This is a genomic window from Mycobacterium sp. P4_H6 (assembly GCF_056400845.1).
In genome coordinates this window covers 13174-30439 of record NZ_JBFUKN010000079.1, presented here as the reverse complement: position 1 = coordinate 30439, position 17266 = coordinate 13174, and the positions used below count along the sequence as shown (strand labels likewise).

Annotated in this window: 19 protein-coding genes; 9 read left to right on the top strand and 10 right to left on the bottom strand. The window is 67.5% G+C overall.

All coding sequences use genetic code 11. The annotated features are described in order from the left end of the window. Positions 1–814, bottom strand: an 814-nt coding sequence (locus AC1DTF_RS25260; protein WP_477476062.1) for a dihydrodipicolinate reductase, incomplete at its 3' end; no start/stop codon positions are given. Next, positions 811–1839 (bottom strand): aromatic ring-hydroxylating dioxygenase subunit alpha, encoded by a 1029-nt coding sequence (locus AC1DTF_RS25255; protein ID WP_477476061.1) that lies wholly within the window; start codon positions 1837–1839, stop codon positions 811–813. The genes AC1DTF_RS25255 and AC1DTF_RS25260, both read right to left, overlap by 4 nt. 56 nt (positions 1840–1895) lie before the next feature. Here AC1DTF_RS25255 and AC1DTF_RS25250 point away from each other — a divergent pair, with 56 nt between their 5' ends. Next, positions 1896–2507, top strand: a complete 612-nt coding sequence (locus tag AC1DTF_RS25250) for a TetR/AcrR family transcriptional regulator (protein ID WP_477476060.1) — start codon at positions 1896–1898, stop codon at positions 2505–2507. Between the two features lie 49 nt (positions 2508–2556). Further along, complete coding sequence (locus AC1DTF_RS25245) at positions 2557–3540, top strand: Acg family FMN-binding oxidoreductase (RefSeq protein WP_477476059.1); 984 nt, start codon at positions 2557–2559, stop codon at positions 3538–3540. On the opposite strand, the gene AC1DTF_RS25240 is transcribed toward AC1DTF_RS25245, so the two are convergent. Next, positions 3530–4108 carry a TetR/AcrR family transcriptional regulator gene (locus tag AC1DTF_RS25240; RefSeq protein WP_477476058.1) on the bottom strand — a complete coding sequence of 193 codons (579 nt, stop codon included), beginning with the start codon at positions 4106–4108 and terminating at the stop codon, positions 3530–3532. The two genes, AC1DTF_RS25245 and AC1DTF_RS25240, sit on opposite strands and share 11 nt — an antisense overlap. 231 nt (positions 4109–4339) lie before the next feature. Between AC1DTF_RS25240 and AC1DTF_RS25235 the strand changes: the two genes are divergently transcribed. Both AC1DTF_RS25235 and AC1DTF_RS25230 read left to right on the top strand, forming a co-directional pair. Then, entirely contained in the window at positions 4340–5296 is a 957-nt protein-coding gene (locus AC1DTF_RS25235) for a ferritin-like domain-containing protein (protein ID WP_477476057.1), read from the top strand. A gap of 101 nt (positions 5297–5397) precedes the next feature. After that, positions 5398–6315, top strand: a complete 918-nt coding sequence (locus tag AC1DTF_RS25230) for an acyl-ACP desaturase (protein ID WP_057170447.1) — start codon at positions 5398–5400, stop codon at positions 6313–6315. On the opposite strand, the gene AC1DTF_RS25225 is transcribed toward AC1DTF_RS25230, so the two are convergent. Then, positions 6312–7178, bottom strand: coding sequence for a LysR family transcriptional regulator ArgP (locus AC1DTF_RS25225; RefSeq protein ID WP_477476056.1), 867 nt, complete (start codon positions 7176–7178; stop codon positions 6312–6314). The genes AC1DTF_RS25230 and AC1DTF_RS25225 overlap by 4 nt on opposite strands. A gap of 100 nt (positions 7179–7278) precedes the next feature. Here AC1DTF_RS25225 and AC1DTF_RS25220 point away from each other — a divergent pair, with 100 nt between their 5' ends. Next, on the top strand, positions 7279–8100 hold the full coding sequence (locus tag AC1DTF_RS25220) for a thioesterase family protein (RefSeq protein ID WP_477476055.1): 822 nt from the start codon (positions 7279–7281) through the stop codon (positions 8098–8100). On the opposite strand, the gene AC1DTF_RS25215 is transcribed toward AC1DTF_RS25220, so the two are convergent. The 3 genes from AC1DTF_RS25215 to AC1DTF_RS25205 all read right to left on the bottom strand — a co-directional run bounded on the left by AC1DTF_RS25215 (position 8097) and on the right by AC1DTF_RS25205 (position 11269). Continuing rightward, positions 8097–8555: a PPOX class F420-dependent oxidoreductase gene (locus AC1DTF_RS25215; RefSeq protein WP_477476054.1), complete on the bottom strand. Its 459-nt coding sequence runs from the start codon at positions 8553–8555 to the stop codon at positions 8097–8099. The two genes, AC1DTF_RS25220 and AC1DTF_RS25215, sit on opposite strands and share 4 nt — an antisense overlap. Positions 8556–8684: 129 nt before the next feature. Further along, positions 8685–9902 (bottom strand): acyl-CoA dehydrogenase family protein, encoded by a 1218-nt coding sequence (locus AC1DTF_RS25210; protein ID WP_477476053.1) that lies wholly within the window; start codon positions 9900–9902, stop codon positions 8685–8687. Then, the gene (locus AC1DTF_RS25205) at positions 9899–11269 is read right to left on the bottom strand and encodes an LLM class flavin-dependent oxidoreductase (protein WP_057170452.1); all 1371 of its coding nucleotides are present in this window, start codon (positions 11267–11269) and stop codon (positions 9899–9901) included. The genes AC1DTF_RS25210 and AC1DTF_RS25205 overlap by 4 nt, the downstream gene beginning before the upstream one ends. Before the next feature lie 78 nt (positions 11270–11347). On the opposite strand from AC1DTF_RS25205, the gene AC1DTF_RS25200 reads away from it, so the two are divergent. The 3 genes from AC1DTF_RS25200 to AC1DTF_RS25190 are packed head-to-tail and all read left to right on the top strand — an operon-like array spanning position 11348 to position 13512. Then, positions 11348–12121 (top strand): thioesterase family protein, encoded by a 774-nt coding sequence (locus AC1DTF_RS25200; protein ID WP_057170453.1) that lies wholly within the window; start codon positions 11348–11350, stop codon positions 12119–12121. Between the two features lie 33 nt (positions 12122–12154). Continuing rightward, on the top strand, positions 12155–12997 hold the full coding sequence (locus tag AC1DTF_RS25195) for an alpha/beta hydrolase (protein ID WP_477476052.1): 843 nt from the start codon (positions 12155–12157) through the stop codon (positions 12995–12997). Next, positions 12994–13512 (top strand): hypothetical protein, encoded by a 519-nt coding sequence (locus AC1DTF_RS25190; RefSeq protein ID WP_057170455.1) that lies wholly within the window; start codon positions 12994–12996, stop codon positions 13510–13512. The genes AC1DTF_RS25195 and AC1DTF_RS25190 overlap by 4 nt, the downstream gene beginning before the upstream one ends. Here the strand turns inward: AC1DTF_RS25190 and AC1DTF_RS25185 are convergent. Beyond that, on the bottom strand, positions 13506–14348 hold the full coding sequence (locus AC1DTF_RS25185) for a sulfurtransferase (RefSeq protein WP_477476051.1): 843 nt from the start codon (positions 14346–14348) through the stop codon (positions 13506–13508). The genes AC1DTF_RS25190 and AC1DTF_RS25185 overlap by 7 nt on opposite strands. A gap of 67 nt (positions 14349–14415) precedes the next feature. Here AC1DTF_RS25185 and AC1DTF_RS25180 point away from each other — a divergent pair, with 67 nt between their 5' ends. Further along, positions 14416–14838, top strand: coding sequence for a nitroreductase family deazaflavin-dependent oxidoreductase (locus AC1DTF_RS25180; protein WP_057170457.1), 423 nt, complete (start codon positions 14416–14418; stop codon positions 14836–14838). Positions 14839–14845: 7 nt separating this feature from the next. On the opposite strand, the gene AC1DTF_RS25175 is transcribed toward AC1DTF_RS25180, so the two are convergent. Further along, positions 14846–16159, bottom strand: a complete 1314-nt coding sequence (locus AC1DTF_RS25175) for an HNH endonuclease signature motif containing protein (protein ID WP_477476050.1) — start codon at positions 16157–16159, stop codon at positions 14846–14848. 39 nt (positions 16160–16198) lie between these two features. Beyond that, a complete protein-coding gene (locus tag AC1DTF_RS25170) occupies positions 16199–17218 on the bottom strand; it encodes an alpha/beta fold hydrolase (protein ID WP_477476049.1) in 1020 nt (339 codons plus the stop codon). Between the last annotated feature and the right edge of the window lie 48 nt (positions 17219–17266).

Sequence of the window (17266 nt, the reverse complement as noted above, 5' to 3'; positions counted from 1 at the left end):
TCTGCCATTCCAGATGGGTCTCGATCTTCGGCACGCCGCCGACCAACCCCTGGTACTTGATGTAGTTGCCGCCCAGCGATCCCTTCGGCAGCTGATACCAGCCCAGATCGACATCCTTGGTGCAGGCCCCGAGTTCGTAGCTGAACTTCACCTCGTCGAGCTGTACATCGAAACAGTCGGCCATCAGCAGCACGCTGTCGGCGAAGACACGGGTGTACTTCTCCAGCATGCCGGGCAGTCGCGGGTCATCGACGGGAAGTCCGTAGCCGACCTCTTTCCAGGTGTCGGCGGAGTGGTGGCAGGAGACGTCCACCGATTCAATGGTGGTGATGTTGTCGATCTCGGCGACGTCGGCCGAACACACCACGCCCAGAATCTGATTCAGGCCGGGGTTCATCCCGGTGCCGTAGAACGTTGCCCCGCCCTTGGCGGCGGCCGCGGCCAGCACCTCGCTGACCGGACGCCCGGACGGATGCGGATGGTTGGTATCGCGGTGCCATCCGGTGATCCAGTCGGCGGTGGTCACGATGTTGATTCCGGCTTCGAGCACCTGCACGTACAGGTCTTCGTCTGGGAACACCCCGTGGAAGGTGACCACATCGGGTTTGGCCGCGATGATCTCCTCGACCGAACCGGTGGCGATCACGCCGTTGGGCGCCAGGCCGACGATCTCGCCGGCGTCGCGGCCGACCTTCTCCGGCGTGTAGCAGTGCAGCCCGATGAGCGACAGATCAGGATGGGCGGCAATCCGTTTGATCATCTCGGTGCCCACGTTGCCGGTGGCAACCTGGAAGACGCGGATCTGCTCGGTCATAGCGTGTCGACCTTTCTCACTCTGGCAAGGTCCGCAGCGCTGCCACCGAGACCGTCTGGATAGAACTGCAAGGCCCACTTGCGAATTGCGGTGAAGCCCTCGTACTCGGCGGTGGCCAGCGCCGGCGGATCCGAATAGCGCTGGTGCGACCAGATGTGAATGTCCTGGGTGAACTGCCGGATGACTTCCTCACCGAAATCACGGGCCTTGTCCTCCGCCCGCTGGTCGTCGCGCCCCGGGGTGCGGCCGATGTACACCATGAAACGGACATCGGAGGTGCGGTCGTCAACGGGGGTGACCGCCGAGATCGTCCGGTTGTCGACCATCCCCCAGCTCTTGGTCACGGCGATACCGAGCCCACCGTTGATGGCCTCGACGCCGCTGTTGACGTCCTCGATCTTCTGTCCGTCGTCGCCTTCGAAGGTGATGGTGAAGTCGACGTAGGACACCGGTTCGGCGAAGTCGTGGCGGGTGAACACCGGCACGATGGGCGTCTGGTGCACGTACTTGAAATGCGCGAAGTCCACCCCGTTCTCCAGAACGTACTGCGGATGCAGTTCCAGCCCTTGCCGGAACAGCCGTTGCTGCGGGTAGTAGTCACCCGCGGTGCGGTCGCCGAAGTCGGCGAAGATGTCCGGCGCGTCGAAGAACGGTTCCCGGTTCTCGACGTCATGCCAGATGTAGACCGACGCATTGCGCTCGACCACCGGATAGATCCGCATCCGCCTGCCGCGGTTGGGCCGCTCCTGGTACGGGATGCAGACGTTGCGGCCCTCGTCGTTCCACTGCCAGCCATGGAAAGGGCATTGCAGGACTTCGCCTTTCACCTGCCCGCCGTAGCCCAGGTGGGCGCCGAGGTGTTCGCAGTAGGCGTTCATGACGGTCAGCCGGCCGGACTCCGCCCGCCAGGCGACCATCTCCTGATCGAAGTAGGTCATCCGGTGTACATCGCCGACGGCGATCTCGTCCGACCAGGCCACCTGGAACCAGCCCGTCGGCTTCATCGACAGTGGTGGCTTTGCCATGGGCCAAGAATCACAGAGGGTTCTATCAAAGTCAAGAGTCGCGTAGCATCCACCCGGTGACCGAAGCCGCCGAGCGCCGCACCAACCGGCGGGGGCAGGCCAGCCGCGAGAGCATGCTCGATGCGGCGTTGGAGGCGTTGGCATCCGGAGCTCCCGGCTCGGTCTCGGGCAATCGCATCGCCAAGGACGCCGGCGCCACCTGGGGCACGGTCAAGTACCAGTTCGGCGATATCGACGGGCTCTGGGCGGCGGTGTTGCGACGCACCGCCGAACGCCGCGGCACCATCCCGGCGCACGCGGCACCGCACGGTTCCCTGGCGCAGCGCGTCACCGGGATTCTGGACATCCTCTACGACGGGCTCAGCGGCACCGATTCCCGGGCCATCGAGAACCTGCGTGCCGCACTCCCCCGCGATCGCACCGACCTGGAGCAGCACTATCCGCAGACCGCGGCCGAGCTGGCCTCCTGGCAGAAGACCTGGATCACCGACTGCCAGAACGCATTCTCCGATCTGGATGTGGATCCGGCCCGGGTCCGTGAGGTCGCGCTGTTCATCCCGGGCGCAATGCGCGGCATCACCTCCGAGCGCCAACTCGGCTCCTACATCGATCTCGACGAGGCCCGGCACGGCCTGTCCAAGGCGATCGTCGCGTACCTGGAGGGTTAGGGACTTCCGGCCCTACCGGCCCGACTGCACATCGGCGCAGACTCGTTTCATGGCAACGACATCGCCGACCCTGGTCCCTGCGAAGACCATCGAGGACATGGTGCACCTCGCGTGCCGCGCCCCGTCGTATCACAACAGCCAGCCGTGGCGGTGGGTCATCTCGGCCGAGGGCGTGCAACTGTTCGTCGACACCGACCGGCTGGTGGCCACCGACGCCGGCGGCAGGCAGGCCGTGATCAGTTGTGGCGCAGCACTGGACCACTTCCGGGTCGCCGCGGCCGCCGCCGGATTGGACGCTCGTGTGCAGCGCTACCCCAACCCGAACGACCACCACCACGTGGCCACCATCACCTTCGGCACGCTGGACACCGTCACCGATGGTCATCGACGCCGTGCCGATGCCATCCTGCGCCGCCGTACCGACCGGCTACCGATGACGGCGCCCGTCGACTGGGAGTCCTTCGAGTTGCTGCTGCGCGAGTCCGCCGATCCCGCTGTGGCAGTGGACATCATCGCCCCTGCCGACCGGCCCGCCGTCGCGGACGCCTCCCAACTCACCGACGCGCTGCGCCTCTACGACTCGGCGTACCATCACGAGATCGACTGGTGGACATCGCCCTTCGAGGTGAACGACGGCATTCCGCACAGCTCGCTGGTGTCGGCGGCCGAGGCGGATCGCGTCGACGTCGGGCGGTCCTTTCCCGTCACGCACAATCAGGAGCGTCGCCGCAATGTCGTCGAGGACACCGCCCAGCTGGTGGTCATCTCCGCGCTCGAGGACACCCGAGACGACCTGCTGCGCTGCGGTGAGGCCCTTTCCGCCCTGCTCCTCGACGCCACCATGGCGGGTTACGCATCGTGCACCCTGAGTCACCTGACCGAGGTGCCGGTCAGCCGGGACATCATCAGCGCGCTGGTCGGCCGGCCGTTCCCACAGGTGGTGGTGCGCCTGGGCCGGATTCCCGAACTCGACGAGACGGCGCCGCCCACCCCTCGTCGGCCGCTTCGAGACGTGCTGCGGGTCAAGCTCTGAGCGCAGTGAGCATCGCGTGTAGACGGCGGCCCACCGCGGCCAGCGGGTCGGTACTGCGCTCGGCGCGGCTCATGGCCACCGCGCCTTCGACGGCGRCCACGATCAGGATCGCCGTGTCGGTCGCCCCGGGGTCGGCCACACCCGCGTGACGCAGCGCTCTCGCCAGGATCGTCGTCCAGTTGCTGAAGGCGAACACTGCGGCATCCCGCGGCGCGGGATCGTCGTCGTCATCGGTCGAGTTCTGCACCGCGACCGCCAGGACCGCGCAGCCACGCTGAAACTCGCTGTCCACCAATACTTTGTTCCAGCTGCGGAGCAGCACATCCAGCATCGCGGCAGGGCCGGCGTCGGCGACCTGCTGCAGTTCGGCCGTCGTGTGCGCATCGGCCCAACGGACCGCTTCGGCGGCCAGTTGCGCCTTCCCGCCGGGAAAGTAGTGGTACGTCGAACCCAGCGGTGCGCCCGCGTGTCTGGCGAGATCGCGCACGGTCATCGCGCTCAGACCGCGCCGCCCCAGCATGTCGGCCGCTCCGGACACCATGCGGTTGCGCGCATCGTGATCGGACATCCCCATAGCGTCCATCCTCCTATGACAGCCGTCATACTGTAGCTTGAACTGCAGTTATTACGGGTGACATAGGAGCCGTGTCGAGTCAGGAAGCCGCGAGAACGAGATCTGGGCCACATCCCCCGGCCTTTCTGTGTCAAGCCCAGGGGGTCCGGGTAGCCGACTGGACAGGGCGCGTCCGCGTCGCACGGCCATCACGGCCGTGACCAACAATTTCAGGGGGCCCACGTCATGACTGACACCACCACTCTCATCACGAACTTGCGAACCGTGCTGGAACTGACCAGCACCGAGATCCAGATCGCTGAATTCCGCACCAGCCAGGCGCGCACCGATGCGGTGCACGAGGAGCTGACCAAGAATGCCGAGAACGCCCGCACCCGCGCCGCGCTGATCGAGGCGACCATCCGCGAGCTCGGCGGTTCGCCCACCTTCTTCGGACCGTTCCTCGGCCGCGCCGCCGCGCTGGTGAAGGCATTGACCGAGCAGGCCGAACCATTCGCCGAAGCACTGCTGGGCGATCTCGCGCTGGAGCATCTGCTCGTCGATCGCGCGCGTTACCTCAAGTCGCTGGCCGTCGCGGCCGGTAACACCGAGGTGCAGGAACTCGCCGACTCGCTGATCGAGGCGCACAGTGCGACCGTCATCTGGCTGACCACCGTCCTTGCAGAGGACGCGCTGGGCGGCCCTGCGGCGCTGCGCCGCACGCCGATTCAGGCCGCGGCCGGTGCGGCGGTCAAGCTCGCCAACCTGCCGGGGCAGCTGGCCACCCGCGCATTCGACCGGGTGCTGACCACGGTCCGCTCCACCCGCCCGGCCGTCGACGAGGCGCTGGCCCGCAGCAGCCAGGCAGGCGACATCGCCGCCAAGACGCTGTCCGCCTCGCGGGACGCCGCGCTGTCGGCGGCCGAGAAGGTGAGCCGGCGTGAGGGCGCCGACGATGTGGCCGATGCGCTGCACAACCTGCGCGGCAACACCGGCGTCCTGGAGGCGTCGGAACTTCCCATCGCCGGCTACGACGAGCTCAACGTGAATGACGCCGTCGCGGYGGTGAAGGAACTGGACGAGCCGGCGGATATCCGCGTGGTGATCGCCTACGAAGAGTTCCACAAGAATCGCCAGCGCGTGGTTTCGGCCGCTCAGTCGCGGTTGAGCACCATCGCCCAGGAGATTGTCGGGATCAGCTAGCAGGTCCGGATCTTCGGATCCATTTCCAAGTACGACAACCTACGGTACCGTAAGTTACGGTACCGTAGGTTTCGTTGTATGCAGAGGAAACGGAGTCCGCCATGGTGGATCAGACCAGCGTGTTACACGAGTTGGAACCGATCGTCGAGCAGAACCTCGAGCGCCACCTCAGCACCGTCAAACCGTGGGACCCGCACGACTACGTCCCGTGGAGCCGGGGGCGCGACTTCGCCTTTCTCGGCGGCGAGGACTGGGCGCCCGAGGACTCCCCGCTGGACCCGGTCGCCAAGGCCGCGCTCACCGTCAACCTGCTGACCGAGGACAACCTGCCGTCCTATCACCGCGAGATCGCCACCCGGTTCGGACGCGACGGCGCCTGGGGCACCTGGGTCGGTCAGTGGACTGCCGAGGAGGGACGCCACAGCATCGCGCTGCGCGACTACCTGGTGGTGACCCGTGGCGTGGACCCCTCCAAGCTCGAGGCACTGCGCATGGAGCACACCATCGCCGGATACGACTCGGGCGACAAGACACCGCTGGCGGCGCTGGCCTACGTGTCATTCCAGGAGCTCGCCACCCGCGTCTCGCACCGCAACACCGGGCGGGCCTCCGGCTGCCCGATCGCCGACCAATTGCTCGCCCGGATCGCAGCTGACGAGAACCTGCACATGGTCTTCTACCGCAACCTGATGGCGGCCGCGCTCGAGATCGCTCCGGACGCCGCCATGCAGGCCATCCGCGATGAGGTCATCGGATTCACGATGCCCGGCGCCGGCATGACCGACTTTCACGAGAACTCCATCCTCATCGCCAAAGCCGGTATCTACGATCTGCGCATCCACCACGACGAGGTGCTGCAGCCGGTGCTGCGCTTCTGGCAGATCTTCGACCGCAGCGACTTCGGTCCCGACGGCGAACAGGCCCGCATCGAACTCGCCCAGTTCCTGGCCGCCGTCGACGAGCGGGCCCGCTTCTACGAGGAGAAGGCCGCTCGCCGCAAGGTCGGCGCCTCGGCCTAGCGGCCGCGCTGCCGCAGCGCTGCGGCCGCGCTCAGTACGGCCGCCCCGACGGTGCCGACCAGCACACTGTCCATCTTCCAGCTCTGCCAGTACAACGGCACGTCCAGATGTACGTCGGCGATCTGGACGAAGTCCGCGTTGACGAGCTGCTCGGGATACATGCCCCACCCCACACCGGCCCGCACCGCCGCCCCGAAACCCTCGGCTGTCGGTACATAGTGCACCGGGCGAGCGATCGGCCTGCGGAACACCTTGCGGATCAGGTTGTCCTGCAGAGCATCATCTCGATTCCACGCCAGTGACGGTGCCGCCGCCGCAGCAGCGGCGTTGAACCCGCCGGGCAGGTGCGCGCGCACATACTCCTCGACGGCCACCGGCACGTAGCGCATCACGCCCAGTGGCTGCACGCGGCAACCCGGCACCGCGGTGCGTTCGGTGGTCACCGCACCCATCACCGCCCCCTCGCGCAGCAGCCTCGCCGAGTGGTCCTGATCCTCGATCCGGATATCGAAGAGCACGCCGGGCAGCTGAGCGAACACCCCGTTGAACCAGGTCGCCATCGAATCGGCATTGACCGCGATCGCGATGCGGGTGCGTTCGGTCGACCCGCCCGCGGTCTCGGCCAGCGCCTCGGACTCCAGGATCGCGGTCTGCGCGGCCAACCGCAGCAACGGAATTCCGGCCGCGGTTGCCCGACAGGGCTTTTCACGGACCACCAGGACCTGACCCACCCGCTGTTCGAGGCCCTTGATGCGCTGACTGACGGCCGACGGGGTGACATGCAGCCGCTCGGCGGCAGCATCGAAGCTGCCGAGCTCGATCACCGCGGCGAACGCGGCCAGCTGCTGACCGTCCAGCTTCATGCGCTCAGGCTAATCCACCGACTCGGCTCACCAGCGCAATCGCCACGAGTTACCGTTGCAACAACGGTAATGATTTCGGCAGTATCTCGGAAGGAACCACATGACGAGCACAACGGCGACGCCGTTTCTCACCCGCCGCGGCGACGAGTTGGTGCCCAACCCCGTCGCCCACGGCGGCTGGGGGCCCACACTGGGCGGCCAGGTCGTCGGCGGTCTGCTGGCCCGCGCCATCGAGGCCCAGGTCGATGACCCCGACCTGCACCCGGCCCGGCTGACGGTCGAGATCCTGCGCCGGGTGGCCACCGAACCGGTCCGGGTCAGCGCCACCGTGGTGCGCGCCGGCGGCCGGATGCGCGCCGTGGACGCCGCGATGCTCCAGGACGGCCACCTCGTGGCCCGCGCCTCGGCGCTGTACCTGCGTCGCGGCGCCCAGCCCGACGGTGAGTTCTGGAGCACCGCCCTCACTCTCCCGCCGATACCGGCCGAACCCGCCAACATCGGGGACACCGTCCCGATGTTCATCCGGGCCTACGGACCGACCGCCGACTCGAACAGCCAGGAATTCCCCTGGCAGCAGGCGGGACCGCGGTACGCGTGGGTCCGCGAGTTCCGTGATCTGGTGGCCGGCCAAGCGCCGACGCCGTTCATCCGGGCGGCGATGGCCGTCGATGTCACCAGCTCGATGACCAACTTCAGCACCGCGGGGCTCGCGTTCATCAACGCCGACTACACCCTGGCGCTCAGCCGGTTACCCGACGGCCCGTACATCGGCCTCGCCGCGCTGAGCCACACCAGCGCCGACGGGATCGCCACCGGATCCACCGGGCTGTTCGACCGCCTCGGACCGATCGGCACCGGGTTATCCACCGCCATAAGCAATTCCGGGTTCGACCCGAAAGGCAAGTACCGGCGCCCGAACTAACGCGGGGGCGGGAAGCCGCCGGTGGCGACCGGTCCCCACCGTCGAGGTGTGATGCGCAGCAGGCACTTTCCCTGATCGACCATGGCCTGGCGATACTCATCCCAGTCCGAGTGCTCGCCGGCCACCGCACGAAAATAGTCGATCAGTGGCTCCACTGCCTCGTCCAGGTCGATGCGTTCGGCATCGCCGTCGACCTGGACGTACGGGCCATTGAACTCCTCGGACAGCACGGTCACGCTGGCCCGCGGGGTGCGCCCGATGTTCACCGATTTGGCGCGCTGCGGATAACTGGCGATGACGATGCGGCCCTGCTCGTCCACCCCACCTGTGACCGGGGAACTCTGCAGCGACCCGTCGGCGCGGAAGGTGGTCAGCACCATTGCGTGACGAGGGCGGACGAACGCCAGCAGTTCTTCGAGGGAGACCGAGTCAGCAGTCGCATAGTTACGGGCCATGCCCCGATTCTAGGCGGCTATTTGACGATGAGCTTGCGCTGCGACGCCATGGTGAAGACCGCGGTGCTTTTTCGCGATTTGTGGAGTCGCGGTCGGAATGGTTCCGACGGCGACTCCACAAATCGCGGGTCAGAAGTAGCCGCTGCCGGGGAGTTTGGTGCCGCGGGTGTACAGCGCGCCGATCGCCTGGGCCTTGTAGGACGTCGGGTTGTGTGAGGCCAGGGTCCGGATGTTGCGCCAGTGCCGGTCCAGCAGGTGGGACTGCCGCACCACCGAGGCGCCACCGACATCGAAGATCTGCGATGCGGCCTTCTGCGCGAGCTGATCGATGACCACCTTGGCCGCCGCGGCCTGCAGCGAAGCCTCGTGCGCGAGCTCCAGATTCGGGTCGGTCTTGCTGATGTCGGCCGCATAGGCGATGGCCAGCGCGTCGGCGGCGGCCARCACGGTGGCCTCCCCGACATAGGCCGCGGCGGCGATCTCCCCGATCTCGCGCTGCAGCAGGGGATCATCCGGCGCCGACGGGTTGGGGGCCCAGGTGAAGCTGCGGGCCCGCTGATGCACGTGCGCGACGGCGTCAGCGCGAAGCGCATGCAGCACACCGACTTCCAGTGCCGTCACGTACAGCTGGAAGAACGCGCCCGAGTGGTACAGCGGCGGCCGCTCGGCATCGGTTTCCGGCGGGGAGAACTGCAGCAGCTCGTCGGCGGAGACCGCGACGTTCTCGAAGATCGCGGTGCCGGTGCCGGTGGCCCGCTGACCGAAGCCGTCCCAGTCGTCGAGCACGGTGACCCCGTCGCGGTCGGTGGGCACCAACGCGATGACCGAGGCGTCGTCCGGGTCGCTGGCCAGCACCTCGGCGTAGTCGGCGTACAACGTGCCGGTGGTGAAGAACTTCTTTCCGTTGAGCCGGTAGGCATCTCCGTCCTTGGTGAGCTTGGTCTGCCAGACGAAACCGCCGGCGGGCTCGGAGCCGAGTTCGGTCGAGGCGTTACCCACGATGGCACCGGACAACGCCAGATCGATCGCCCGCTGCCGGTCGTCGCCGGAGAGGCGCAACCGTTCCTCCACATGGGCGAAATGCCCGCGCAGGATGTGCGCGACGTTGACATCGGCGGCCGCCAGCGCGATGACGGTGGCGAACAGTTCGCGCAGGCTGGCGCCGCCTCCGCCGTCTGCCACCGGCACCCGCAGCGCACCGAGGCGCTCCTCGCGGATCCGGTCGATGACCGCGAACGGGCGGTCGTTGGCGCGTTCACGCTCCAACGCGCCTTCGCCGATCTCGGCCAGCAGCGCGGCCAGGCGTGCGGAACCGTAGGTCAGCGGTTCGGTCGCGGTCGATGTCATCGGGTTGCCTCCTGGGTGACGCGGCGGTACCCCGCCGCACGATGGGTTTGGGGTAGGCGGGCTCCACGCCCGAACAGCTTGTGCCGCAGGGTGCCTTCGGTGTACTGCGTCTTGTAGACCCCACGTCGCTGCAGTTCGGGGATTACATGGTCGATGAAGTCGGCGAACGATCCGGGGGTGATGACGTTGGTGATGTTGAATCCGTCCACGTCGGTGTCCTCGACCCAGGACTGCAGGTCATCGGCGACCTGGGTGCCCGAGCCGACAGTGAAGCCACCCTCGGCGTCGATGGCGTGGGCGTCGATGAAATCACGCAGCGTCCACTGGCCCTGCCCGAACATCTGCACCGACGATTTCAGGTATTCGTTGTCGGTGACCGCCACTGGGTCATCGAGATCGAATTTCGACAGGTCGCTGCCCAGCCAGCCCGACCAGAGCGCCAGGGCCCCTTCCGGATCGGTGTACCTGCGGAAATCCTCGTAGCGCGCCTTGGCGGCAGCTTCGGTCGCGCCCGTCACCGCCACATGGCCGTTGACAATCTTGACGTCGTACGGGTCGCGGCCCGCATCGGAGGCGCGGGTGCGGATGTCGGCGACCGCTTCGCGCAGAACGTCCTTGGTCGGCGCGCCGATGAAGATCACCTCGGCGTTCTCGGCGCCGAACGCGCGGCCGCGGTGGGAGGCGCCGGCCTGATACAGCACCGGAGTGCGCTGCAGCGAGGGTTCGCAGAGGTGGATGCCCGGCACCCGGAAGTGCCTGCCGTCATGCTCGATGGCGTGCACCTTGGCGGGATCGGCGTAGTGGGCGCGGTCGGGGGCGGTGCCTACCGCGTCGTCCTCCCAGGACCCCTCCCACAGCTTGTAGAGCACCTCGGTGTACTCGTCAGCGATGTCGTAGCGATCGGCGTGCGGGGTGATGGTGTCCAGGCCGTGGTTGCGGGCCGCGCTCTCCAGGTAGCCGGTGACCACGTTCCAACCGATCCGGCCCTTGGTGAGGTGATCGAGCGTGGACATCCTGCGGGCGAATGAGTACGGGTGCTCGAAAGACGTTGCCGCGGTGATACCGAATCCGAGATGCCGGGTGGCCGCCGCCATCGCCGACACGAGAAGCATCGGATCATTGACCGGCACTTGGGTTCCGGCCCGCAGGGCCGCCTCCGGACCGCCGCCGTACACGTCGTAGATGCCCAGCACATCGGCGATGAACAGCCCGTCGAACAACCCGCGTTCCAGCAGCTTCGCCAGATCGGTCCAGTACTCCAGGTCTTTGTACCGGGCCGCCTGCGATTCGGGATGGCGCCACGTGCCGGCGACGATATGGGCCACACAGTTCATGTCGAACGCGTTCAAGATGATCTGCTTGCTCACCGCGCCACGATGGCCGAACCGAGGTGGCCAGACCAGCTATCCGATCGACGCGATTCTGGGCTGTAACGTTTGGTCACAATGCACTACTTCGAACGTCTCGGCGATTCGAGCTTCCGGGCCACCGAATACACCCTGGGTGCCTGGAGCCCCTCCGAGCAGCACATCGCGCCATCCCTCGGACTCCTCGCGCACGTGATCGAGCGTGACCGTGACCGCCGTCGTGACGACCGGTTACCGCTGACCCGGTTGTCCTACGACATCCTGGGCACGGTGCCCGTCGCGGCGGTCGAGGTGGCGGTCCGGGTGCTACGACCGGGCCGCAGCATCGAACTCGTCGAGGCGACGATGAGCCACGGCGGCCGCGCGGTGCTGGTGCTGCGCGCCTGGCTGATGCAGCGGTTCCCGACCGCACATCTGGTGGGCTCGGCGCTGCCGTCGATCCCCGGCGCCGGCGAGATGCCGTCCTGGGACATGTCGGGGGTATGGCCGGGTGGGTTCATCGCATCGGCCGAGGTGCGCCGCCTCGCGCACGCGCCGGGCCGCTCCTGCGCGTGGGTGCGCACCGATACCGGGTTGGTCGCCGGTGAACCGGTCAGTCCATCGGCCCGGGCCATCGGACTGCTCGACATCGCCAACGGGCTGGCCGTGCGCGCCGAGCCCACCGAGGTGAGCTTTCCCAATATCGACCTGACCGCACACCTGTTCGCCGAGCCGCGCGGCGACTGGCTGGGTTTCGACACCACCGTGTCGTTCAGCGCCGACGGACTCGGCTTGACCCACAGCATCATTCACGACGACAGCGGGCCGATCGGGGCGTCATCGCAGATGCTGACGGTGCGGCCGATTCCGTAGGGACCGGCGATAGCCCACGGTAGCGTGTCAGCCATGTCGAACCCCCGGATCGCGCCGCTGGAGTACGCGCTGGCGTACCTGGCGCAGCAGGCCGCTCCGCTGGTGTTCCGGCCACCCAACATCCCCAGACCGGCGCACCGTCTCGACCCGCCCGCCGTGGTGCGGGTGCCCACCCGCCGCCCGCCGCTGCACATCGACATCCACGGCGGCGGCTTCGTGCTGCGCAACACCCACGAGGACGCCCACATCTGTCGCTACCTGGCCTCCGATATCGGCTGTGTGGTGCTAGCGATCGACTATCACGCTGCCCCGCAGGTGACATTCCCTGTGGCAGAAGAGGAGTGCATCGATGTGCTGCAGTGGGCGCTCGATCATGCCGACCAGCAGGGCTGGGATGCCGAGCGGGTCAGTGTCGGTGGGGCCAGCGCCGGCGCCAAGCTCAGCATGAACCTCGCGCAGTACGCGCACGACACCGCGATCGCGCTGCGCGCGGCGGTGCTGTCCTACGCGGTCGCGGACTGCACGCGCACCGACCGCACGTCGCCCAAGGCCAACGCGGCGATTTCTCCGACACTGCAGAAGCTTTCGGCCCGCCTCTATTTCGTGGACCCGGCCAGTCACGACAGCCCGGTCGCATCGCCGTACCACGACACCGACCTGCCGAAGAAGATGCCGCCCACCCTGATCCAGACCGGTGACCTCGACACCCTGGGCCCGGAGATGGTGGAGATCGCCGGCCGGCTGCGGGAGGGCGGCGTCGATGTCACCCACACCGCCTACCCGGTCGATCACGCCTTCAACACTCAGGGAAACCGCGAGATCATGGACACCTCGATCCGCGAGATCGGCACCTTCCTGCTGGAGCGGCTGACGTGAGGCCGCCCACGGTGCAGGACGGCCCGGAGGTCGAACATGTGGTGGCCGCGTTGCGGGAGCGGATGTACGGCGCGATCTCGTGTCTGGCCACCCTCGCGGCACTGGCCCGCTACACGAATATCGACACCAACGCCTGGTTCCGGGTGATCGACGTCGCGGTCGCCGCGGGCGGGCTGTGGGCGGCGGCGCTGCTGGCCGAATTCATCGCCCGGCTCAGCGTGGAGGGAAAGGCGCCGCGGGGTCGGGCGGCCTGGGCGATGCTGGCATCCTCCGGTCAGATCCTGCAGGCTGCGGCGGCGCCCGCATTGATCTTGGCGCTGGCCGGTTTTGGCGTACTGGACACCCCCACCGCGGTGTGGATCGCCATGTGGTTCCTGGTCGCGGAGATGGGGCTCATCGCCTTCGCGGCGGTGCACCGGGCGGGGCTGGTCTGGTGGCAGCAGGCAATGGCCGTGCTACTGCTCGCCGGTGCGGGTGCCGCGGTGGTGGCGGTCAAGATGATCGCCCATCACTGATCACCGGTCTGGACAGGTCCGTCCTGCGCACTCCACTGCGACCACGAGCCGGGGAACAGCGCCGCGTCCACTCCGGCCGCCGACAGGGCGGCCACCAGCACCGCGGCGGTGACACCCGAGCCGCAGTACACCCCGACCTGCTCGGAACCGCCGAACGACCAGGCCAGCGCCGCCAGCTCATCCTCGGACAGCAGGGTCCCATCGTCGGTCAGTACCGACGTGCTGGGCAGGTTCTTGGCGCCGGGGATGTGGCCGGCCACCGGATCGACAGGCTCGACCTCGCCGCGAAACCGCTCCGGCGCGCGGGCGTCGAGCAGGTTCGGATGTTCGGCGGCTTCCTCGGCGGTCAGTGTCGGCAGTGCGCCTGCGTACAGATCATCGTGTTCGACGACGATGTCCCCGGGTGGCGGTGTCGACGACCCGGTCTGCACCGCACCCCCGGCAGCCCGCCACCCCGCCAGCCCGCCGTCGAGGATGCGCACATCGTCGATGCCCGCGGCGCGCAGCACCCACCAGGCGCGGGCCGACCCCGCACGGTTCCAGTCGTCATAGACCACCACCGGCACCCCGCGGCGCACACCCCACCGCCGGGCGGCCTCCTGCAGATCCGTGCCGGACGGCAGCGGATGCCTACCGCGATCGGCCACGCCGTGATCGCTGAGTTCCTCCTCCAGTGCGACGTACACCGCTCCGGGTAGGTGCCCGGCTTCGTACGCGTCACGCCCGTCGGGCGCACCCAGTTGCCACCGGACATCGAGGATGGTCGTCGGGTCGCCGGCGTCCAGCCGCTGGACGAGCTCGGGCACAGATATGAAGACATCACCGCGTGCAGTCACCCGGCGAGGGTCTCAGATCCGGTCAAGATGTGGAATAGCCGGCGCCGGGCGTGCTGTTATTGGCCCTATGACTGACAACCCCGAGCTGAGCCCCACCGACTGGGTACGCGAACAGACCAAACGCATCATCGAGAACGGCACCACCGACGGGGTCGAGGTCCTGGACCGCCCGGTCGTGCTGTTCACCACCACCGGCGCCAAGTCCGGGAAGAAGCGCTATGTGCCACTGATGCGCGTCGAGGAGAACGGCAAGTACGCCATGGTCGCCTCCAAGGGCGGCGATCCACAGCACCCGTCCTGGTACCACAACGTGAAGGCCCATCCGCAGGTCACCGCGCAGGACGGCGACAAGGTCGTGGAGCTGACCGCCCGCGAGATCGAGGGCGCCGAGCGCGAACACTGGTGGAAGCTCGCTGTTGACGCCTACCCGCCGTACGCGGAGTACCAGACCAAGACCGACCGGCAGATCCCGGTTTTCGTGTTGGAGTAACCGGCGCCTAGTTGGTCGTCGGCGGTGGTGGTGCGAAGGGTGTGTACCACCACCATTGCGCGCGTTCCCCCAGTGGTCCGGGGCACGGTGCTACATCGGGTGGCGGTACCGTCGGTGGCCGGGCCAGCGACGTGTTGATGAGGGTTTCACCGTCGCTGTCGGTGACTTTCAGGTCCTCGGCGGGTCCGGTGAGGGTGATGCCGCCTTTGTGGTGCATCCGGTGGTGGAACGGGCACAGCAGGACCAGGTTGGACAGCTCGGTCGCCCCGCCGTTCTCCCAGTGCACCAGGTGATGGGCATGCAGACCTCGGGTGGCACCGCAGCCCGGGACGACGCAGGTCTGGTCGCGGTGCTCCAGGGCGCGGCGTAGCCGGCGGCTGATCGTTCTGGTCGCCCGGCCCACCCCGATGGGTCGGCCGTGGCGTTCGAACCACACCTCACACGTCGCATCACAGAGCAGATATCGCCGATCGTCTGCTGTCAGCGCAGGACCCAGATGCAGTGACGCCACAGGCTTCTCGACATCGACATGCACCACCACGGCGGTGTGCTGCCCGTGCGGGCGAGCCGCCACCTCGGCGTCCCAGCCGGCCTCAACCAGGCTCATGAACGCATCCACCCCGTCGGGGAACGGCGGCGCCTGCTCAGAGATCTTTGGCTCGGCGTCGTACTGGCGTTTACTGCCGTCCTCGGGGTCGATGCTGTCGTGCGTGTCGTGGTCGCGTTTCCAGTCCGCGACCAAYGCATCGCGGTGTGACTGYAGGCCGGCCTCGAAYTTCGCGGCCTCCACCTTGGGCAGGGTGATCCGCCACGTCGTGGAATCGTCGCCCTCGATAGTGGTGATCTTGCGCTTGGGTTCGGGCTTGGACTCGGGCTCAGGCCGGGGTTCCTGCTTGACCGCGGTCCGCAGCTGGCTGACCGTGGCGACCTTCACCAACTCCGCGTAATGCTCATCGCAGCCCTCGCCACCGCCTTCAGCGATCACCCCGATCTGATCCAAGGAGACCCGGCCTTCCCGCAAGCCCTGGGTGCAGCGGGGAAGTTCGTCGATGCGATGTGCGACGGCGACCATGGCTTCGGCCCGGCGCGGGCTGACCCCGGCCTTCCACGCCACCAGCGCTTCGATCGATCGGCATCCGGTGGCCCCCCACAAGGAGTTGCCGTCATCCGTGCCTCTGCCGTCGATCTCGGCAACGATCTCCACCAACCGGCCATCGATCGCATTGCGCTGCCCGGTCAACTCCGCCATCTCCTCGAACAACACCTCAATACGCCGCACCGGAGGCACGTGCTCGGCGTAAGCGGTTGTGGGAGGCGACATATCACGATTATCGCAGAGGGCTACGACAACAAAATCTGGTCACATCCGGCTGACATCGACCACCGCGGCGGTGAAGTCGGCGGGCGCTTCCTGGGGCACATTGTGCCCGATGCCGTCGAGAACCCGGTGCTCGTACGGCCCGGTGTACTGCTTGCGGTAACCGGTGCCGTCCTTGGCCGGGCCGTCGAAATCGCTGCTGATGGTGATGGTGGGCGCGGCGATGGTGGGGCGGCCGGCGAGCCGCTGTTCGTCGGCGTCGTAGCGGGCTTCACCCGGCGCCAGGCTCTGCCGCCACCGGTAGTTGTGCACGACGATCTCGGCGTGGTCGGGGTTGTCGAATGACGCGGCGCTCAGGTCGTAGGTGGAGTCCGCGAACTGCCACAGCGGTGAGGCGTTCTGCCAGATGAGTCGGTTGAAGTCCTTGGTGTTGCGCCGGTAGCCGAGTTCACCTCGCGGAGTGGCGAAGTAGTACTGGTACCACCAGCCGTACTCGGCCTGCGGCGACAACGGTTCCAGGTTCGCCGCGAGGTTGACGACGATGTAGCCACTGACCGCCACCAGCCCGCTCACGCGTTGCGGCCACAGTGCGGCAACCACATTGGCTGTCCGGCCACCCCAGTCATACCCGCCGAGGATGGCGCTGGGGATGTTCAGTGCGTCCATCAGATCGATGACATCGTGGCCGATCGCCGCCTGCTGCCCGTTGCGGACGGTGCCACCGGACAGGAACCGGGTGGATCCGAACCCGCGGGTGAACGGCACGATCACCCGAAAGCCCTGGGCCGCAAGGTCAGCGGTGACATCGGCGTAACTGTGGATGTCATAGGGCCAGCCGTGCAGCAAAATGACCGGGCGCCCGCCCGCCGGACCCGCCTCGACATAGCCGACGTCGAGCAGGCCGGCTTTGATCTGTTTCACCGGGCCGAGGGTGTGCGCAGGCGCGGGAGGTGCCGGCGCGGGTGCTCCGGTGGCCTGCGGCGCGGTCGTGCACGCCGCGAGTGTCAACGCACCCGCCGCCGCGGTGGTGATGCGGGCGAAATTCCGTCTGCTGATATCCACCTGCTCATCACACCCCCTGAGACCGATCAAGTCCAACGATTGCTTTCG

Excerpts from the sequence above, each read along its gene's own strand:
- AC1DTF_RS25255 (WP_477476061.1), bottom strand. The coding sequence starts at position 1,839 with ATGGCAAAGCCACCACTGTCGATGAAGCCGACGGGCTGGTTCCAGGTG.
- AC1DTF_RS25245 (WP_477476059.1), top strand. The coding sequence starts at position 2,557 with ATGGCAACGACATCGCCGACCCTGGTCCCTGCGAAGACCATCGAGGAC.
- AC1DTF_RS25230 (WP_057170447.1), top strand. The coding sequence starts at position 5,398 with ATGGTGGATCAGACCAGCGTGTTACACGAGTTGGAACCGATCGTCGAG.
- AC1DTF_RS25225 (WP_477476056.1), bottom strand. The coding sequence starts at position 7,178 with ATGAAGCTGGACGGTCAGCAGCTGGCCGCGTTCGCCGCGGTGATCGAG.
- AC1DTF_RS25220 (WP_477476055.1), top strand. The coding sequence starts at position 7,279 with ATGACGAGCACAACGGCGACGCCGTTTCTCACCCGCCGCGGCGACGAG.
- AC1DTF_RS25215 (WP_477476054.1), bottom strand. The coding sequence starts at position 8,555 with ATGGCCCGTAACTATGCGACTGCTGACTCGGTCTCCCTCGAAGAACTG.
- AC1DTF_RS25200 (WP_057170453.1), top strand. The coding sequence starts at position 11,348 with ATGCACTACTTCGAACGTCTCGGCGATTCGAGCTTCCGGGCCACCGAA.
- AC1DTF_RS25195 (WP_477476052.1), top strand. The coding sequence starts at position 12,155 with ATGTCGAACCCCCGGATCGCGCCGCTGGAGTACGCGCTGGCGTACCTG.
- AC1DTF_RS25180 (WP_057170457.1), top strand. The coding sequence starts at position 14,416 with ATGACTGACAACCCCGAGCTGAGCCCCACCGACTGGGTACGCGAACAG.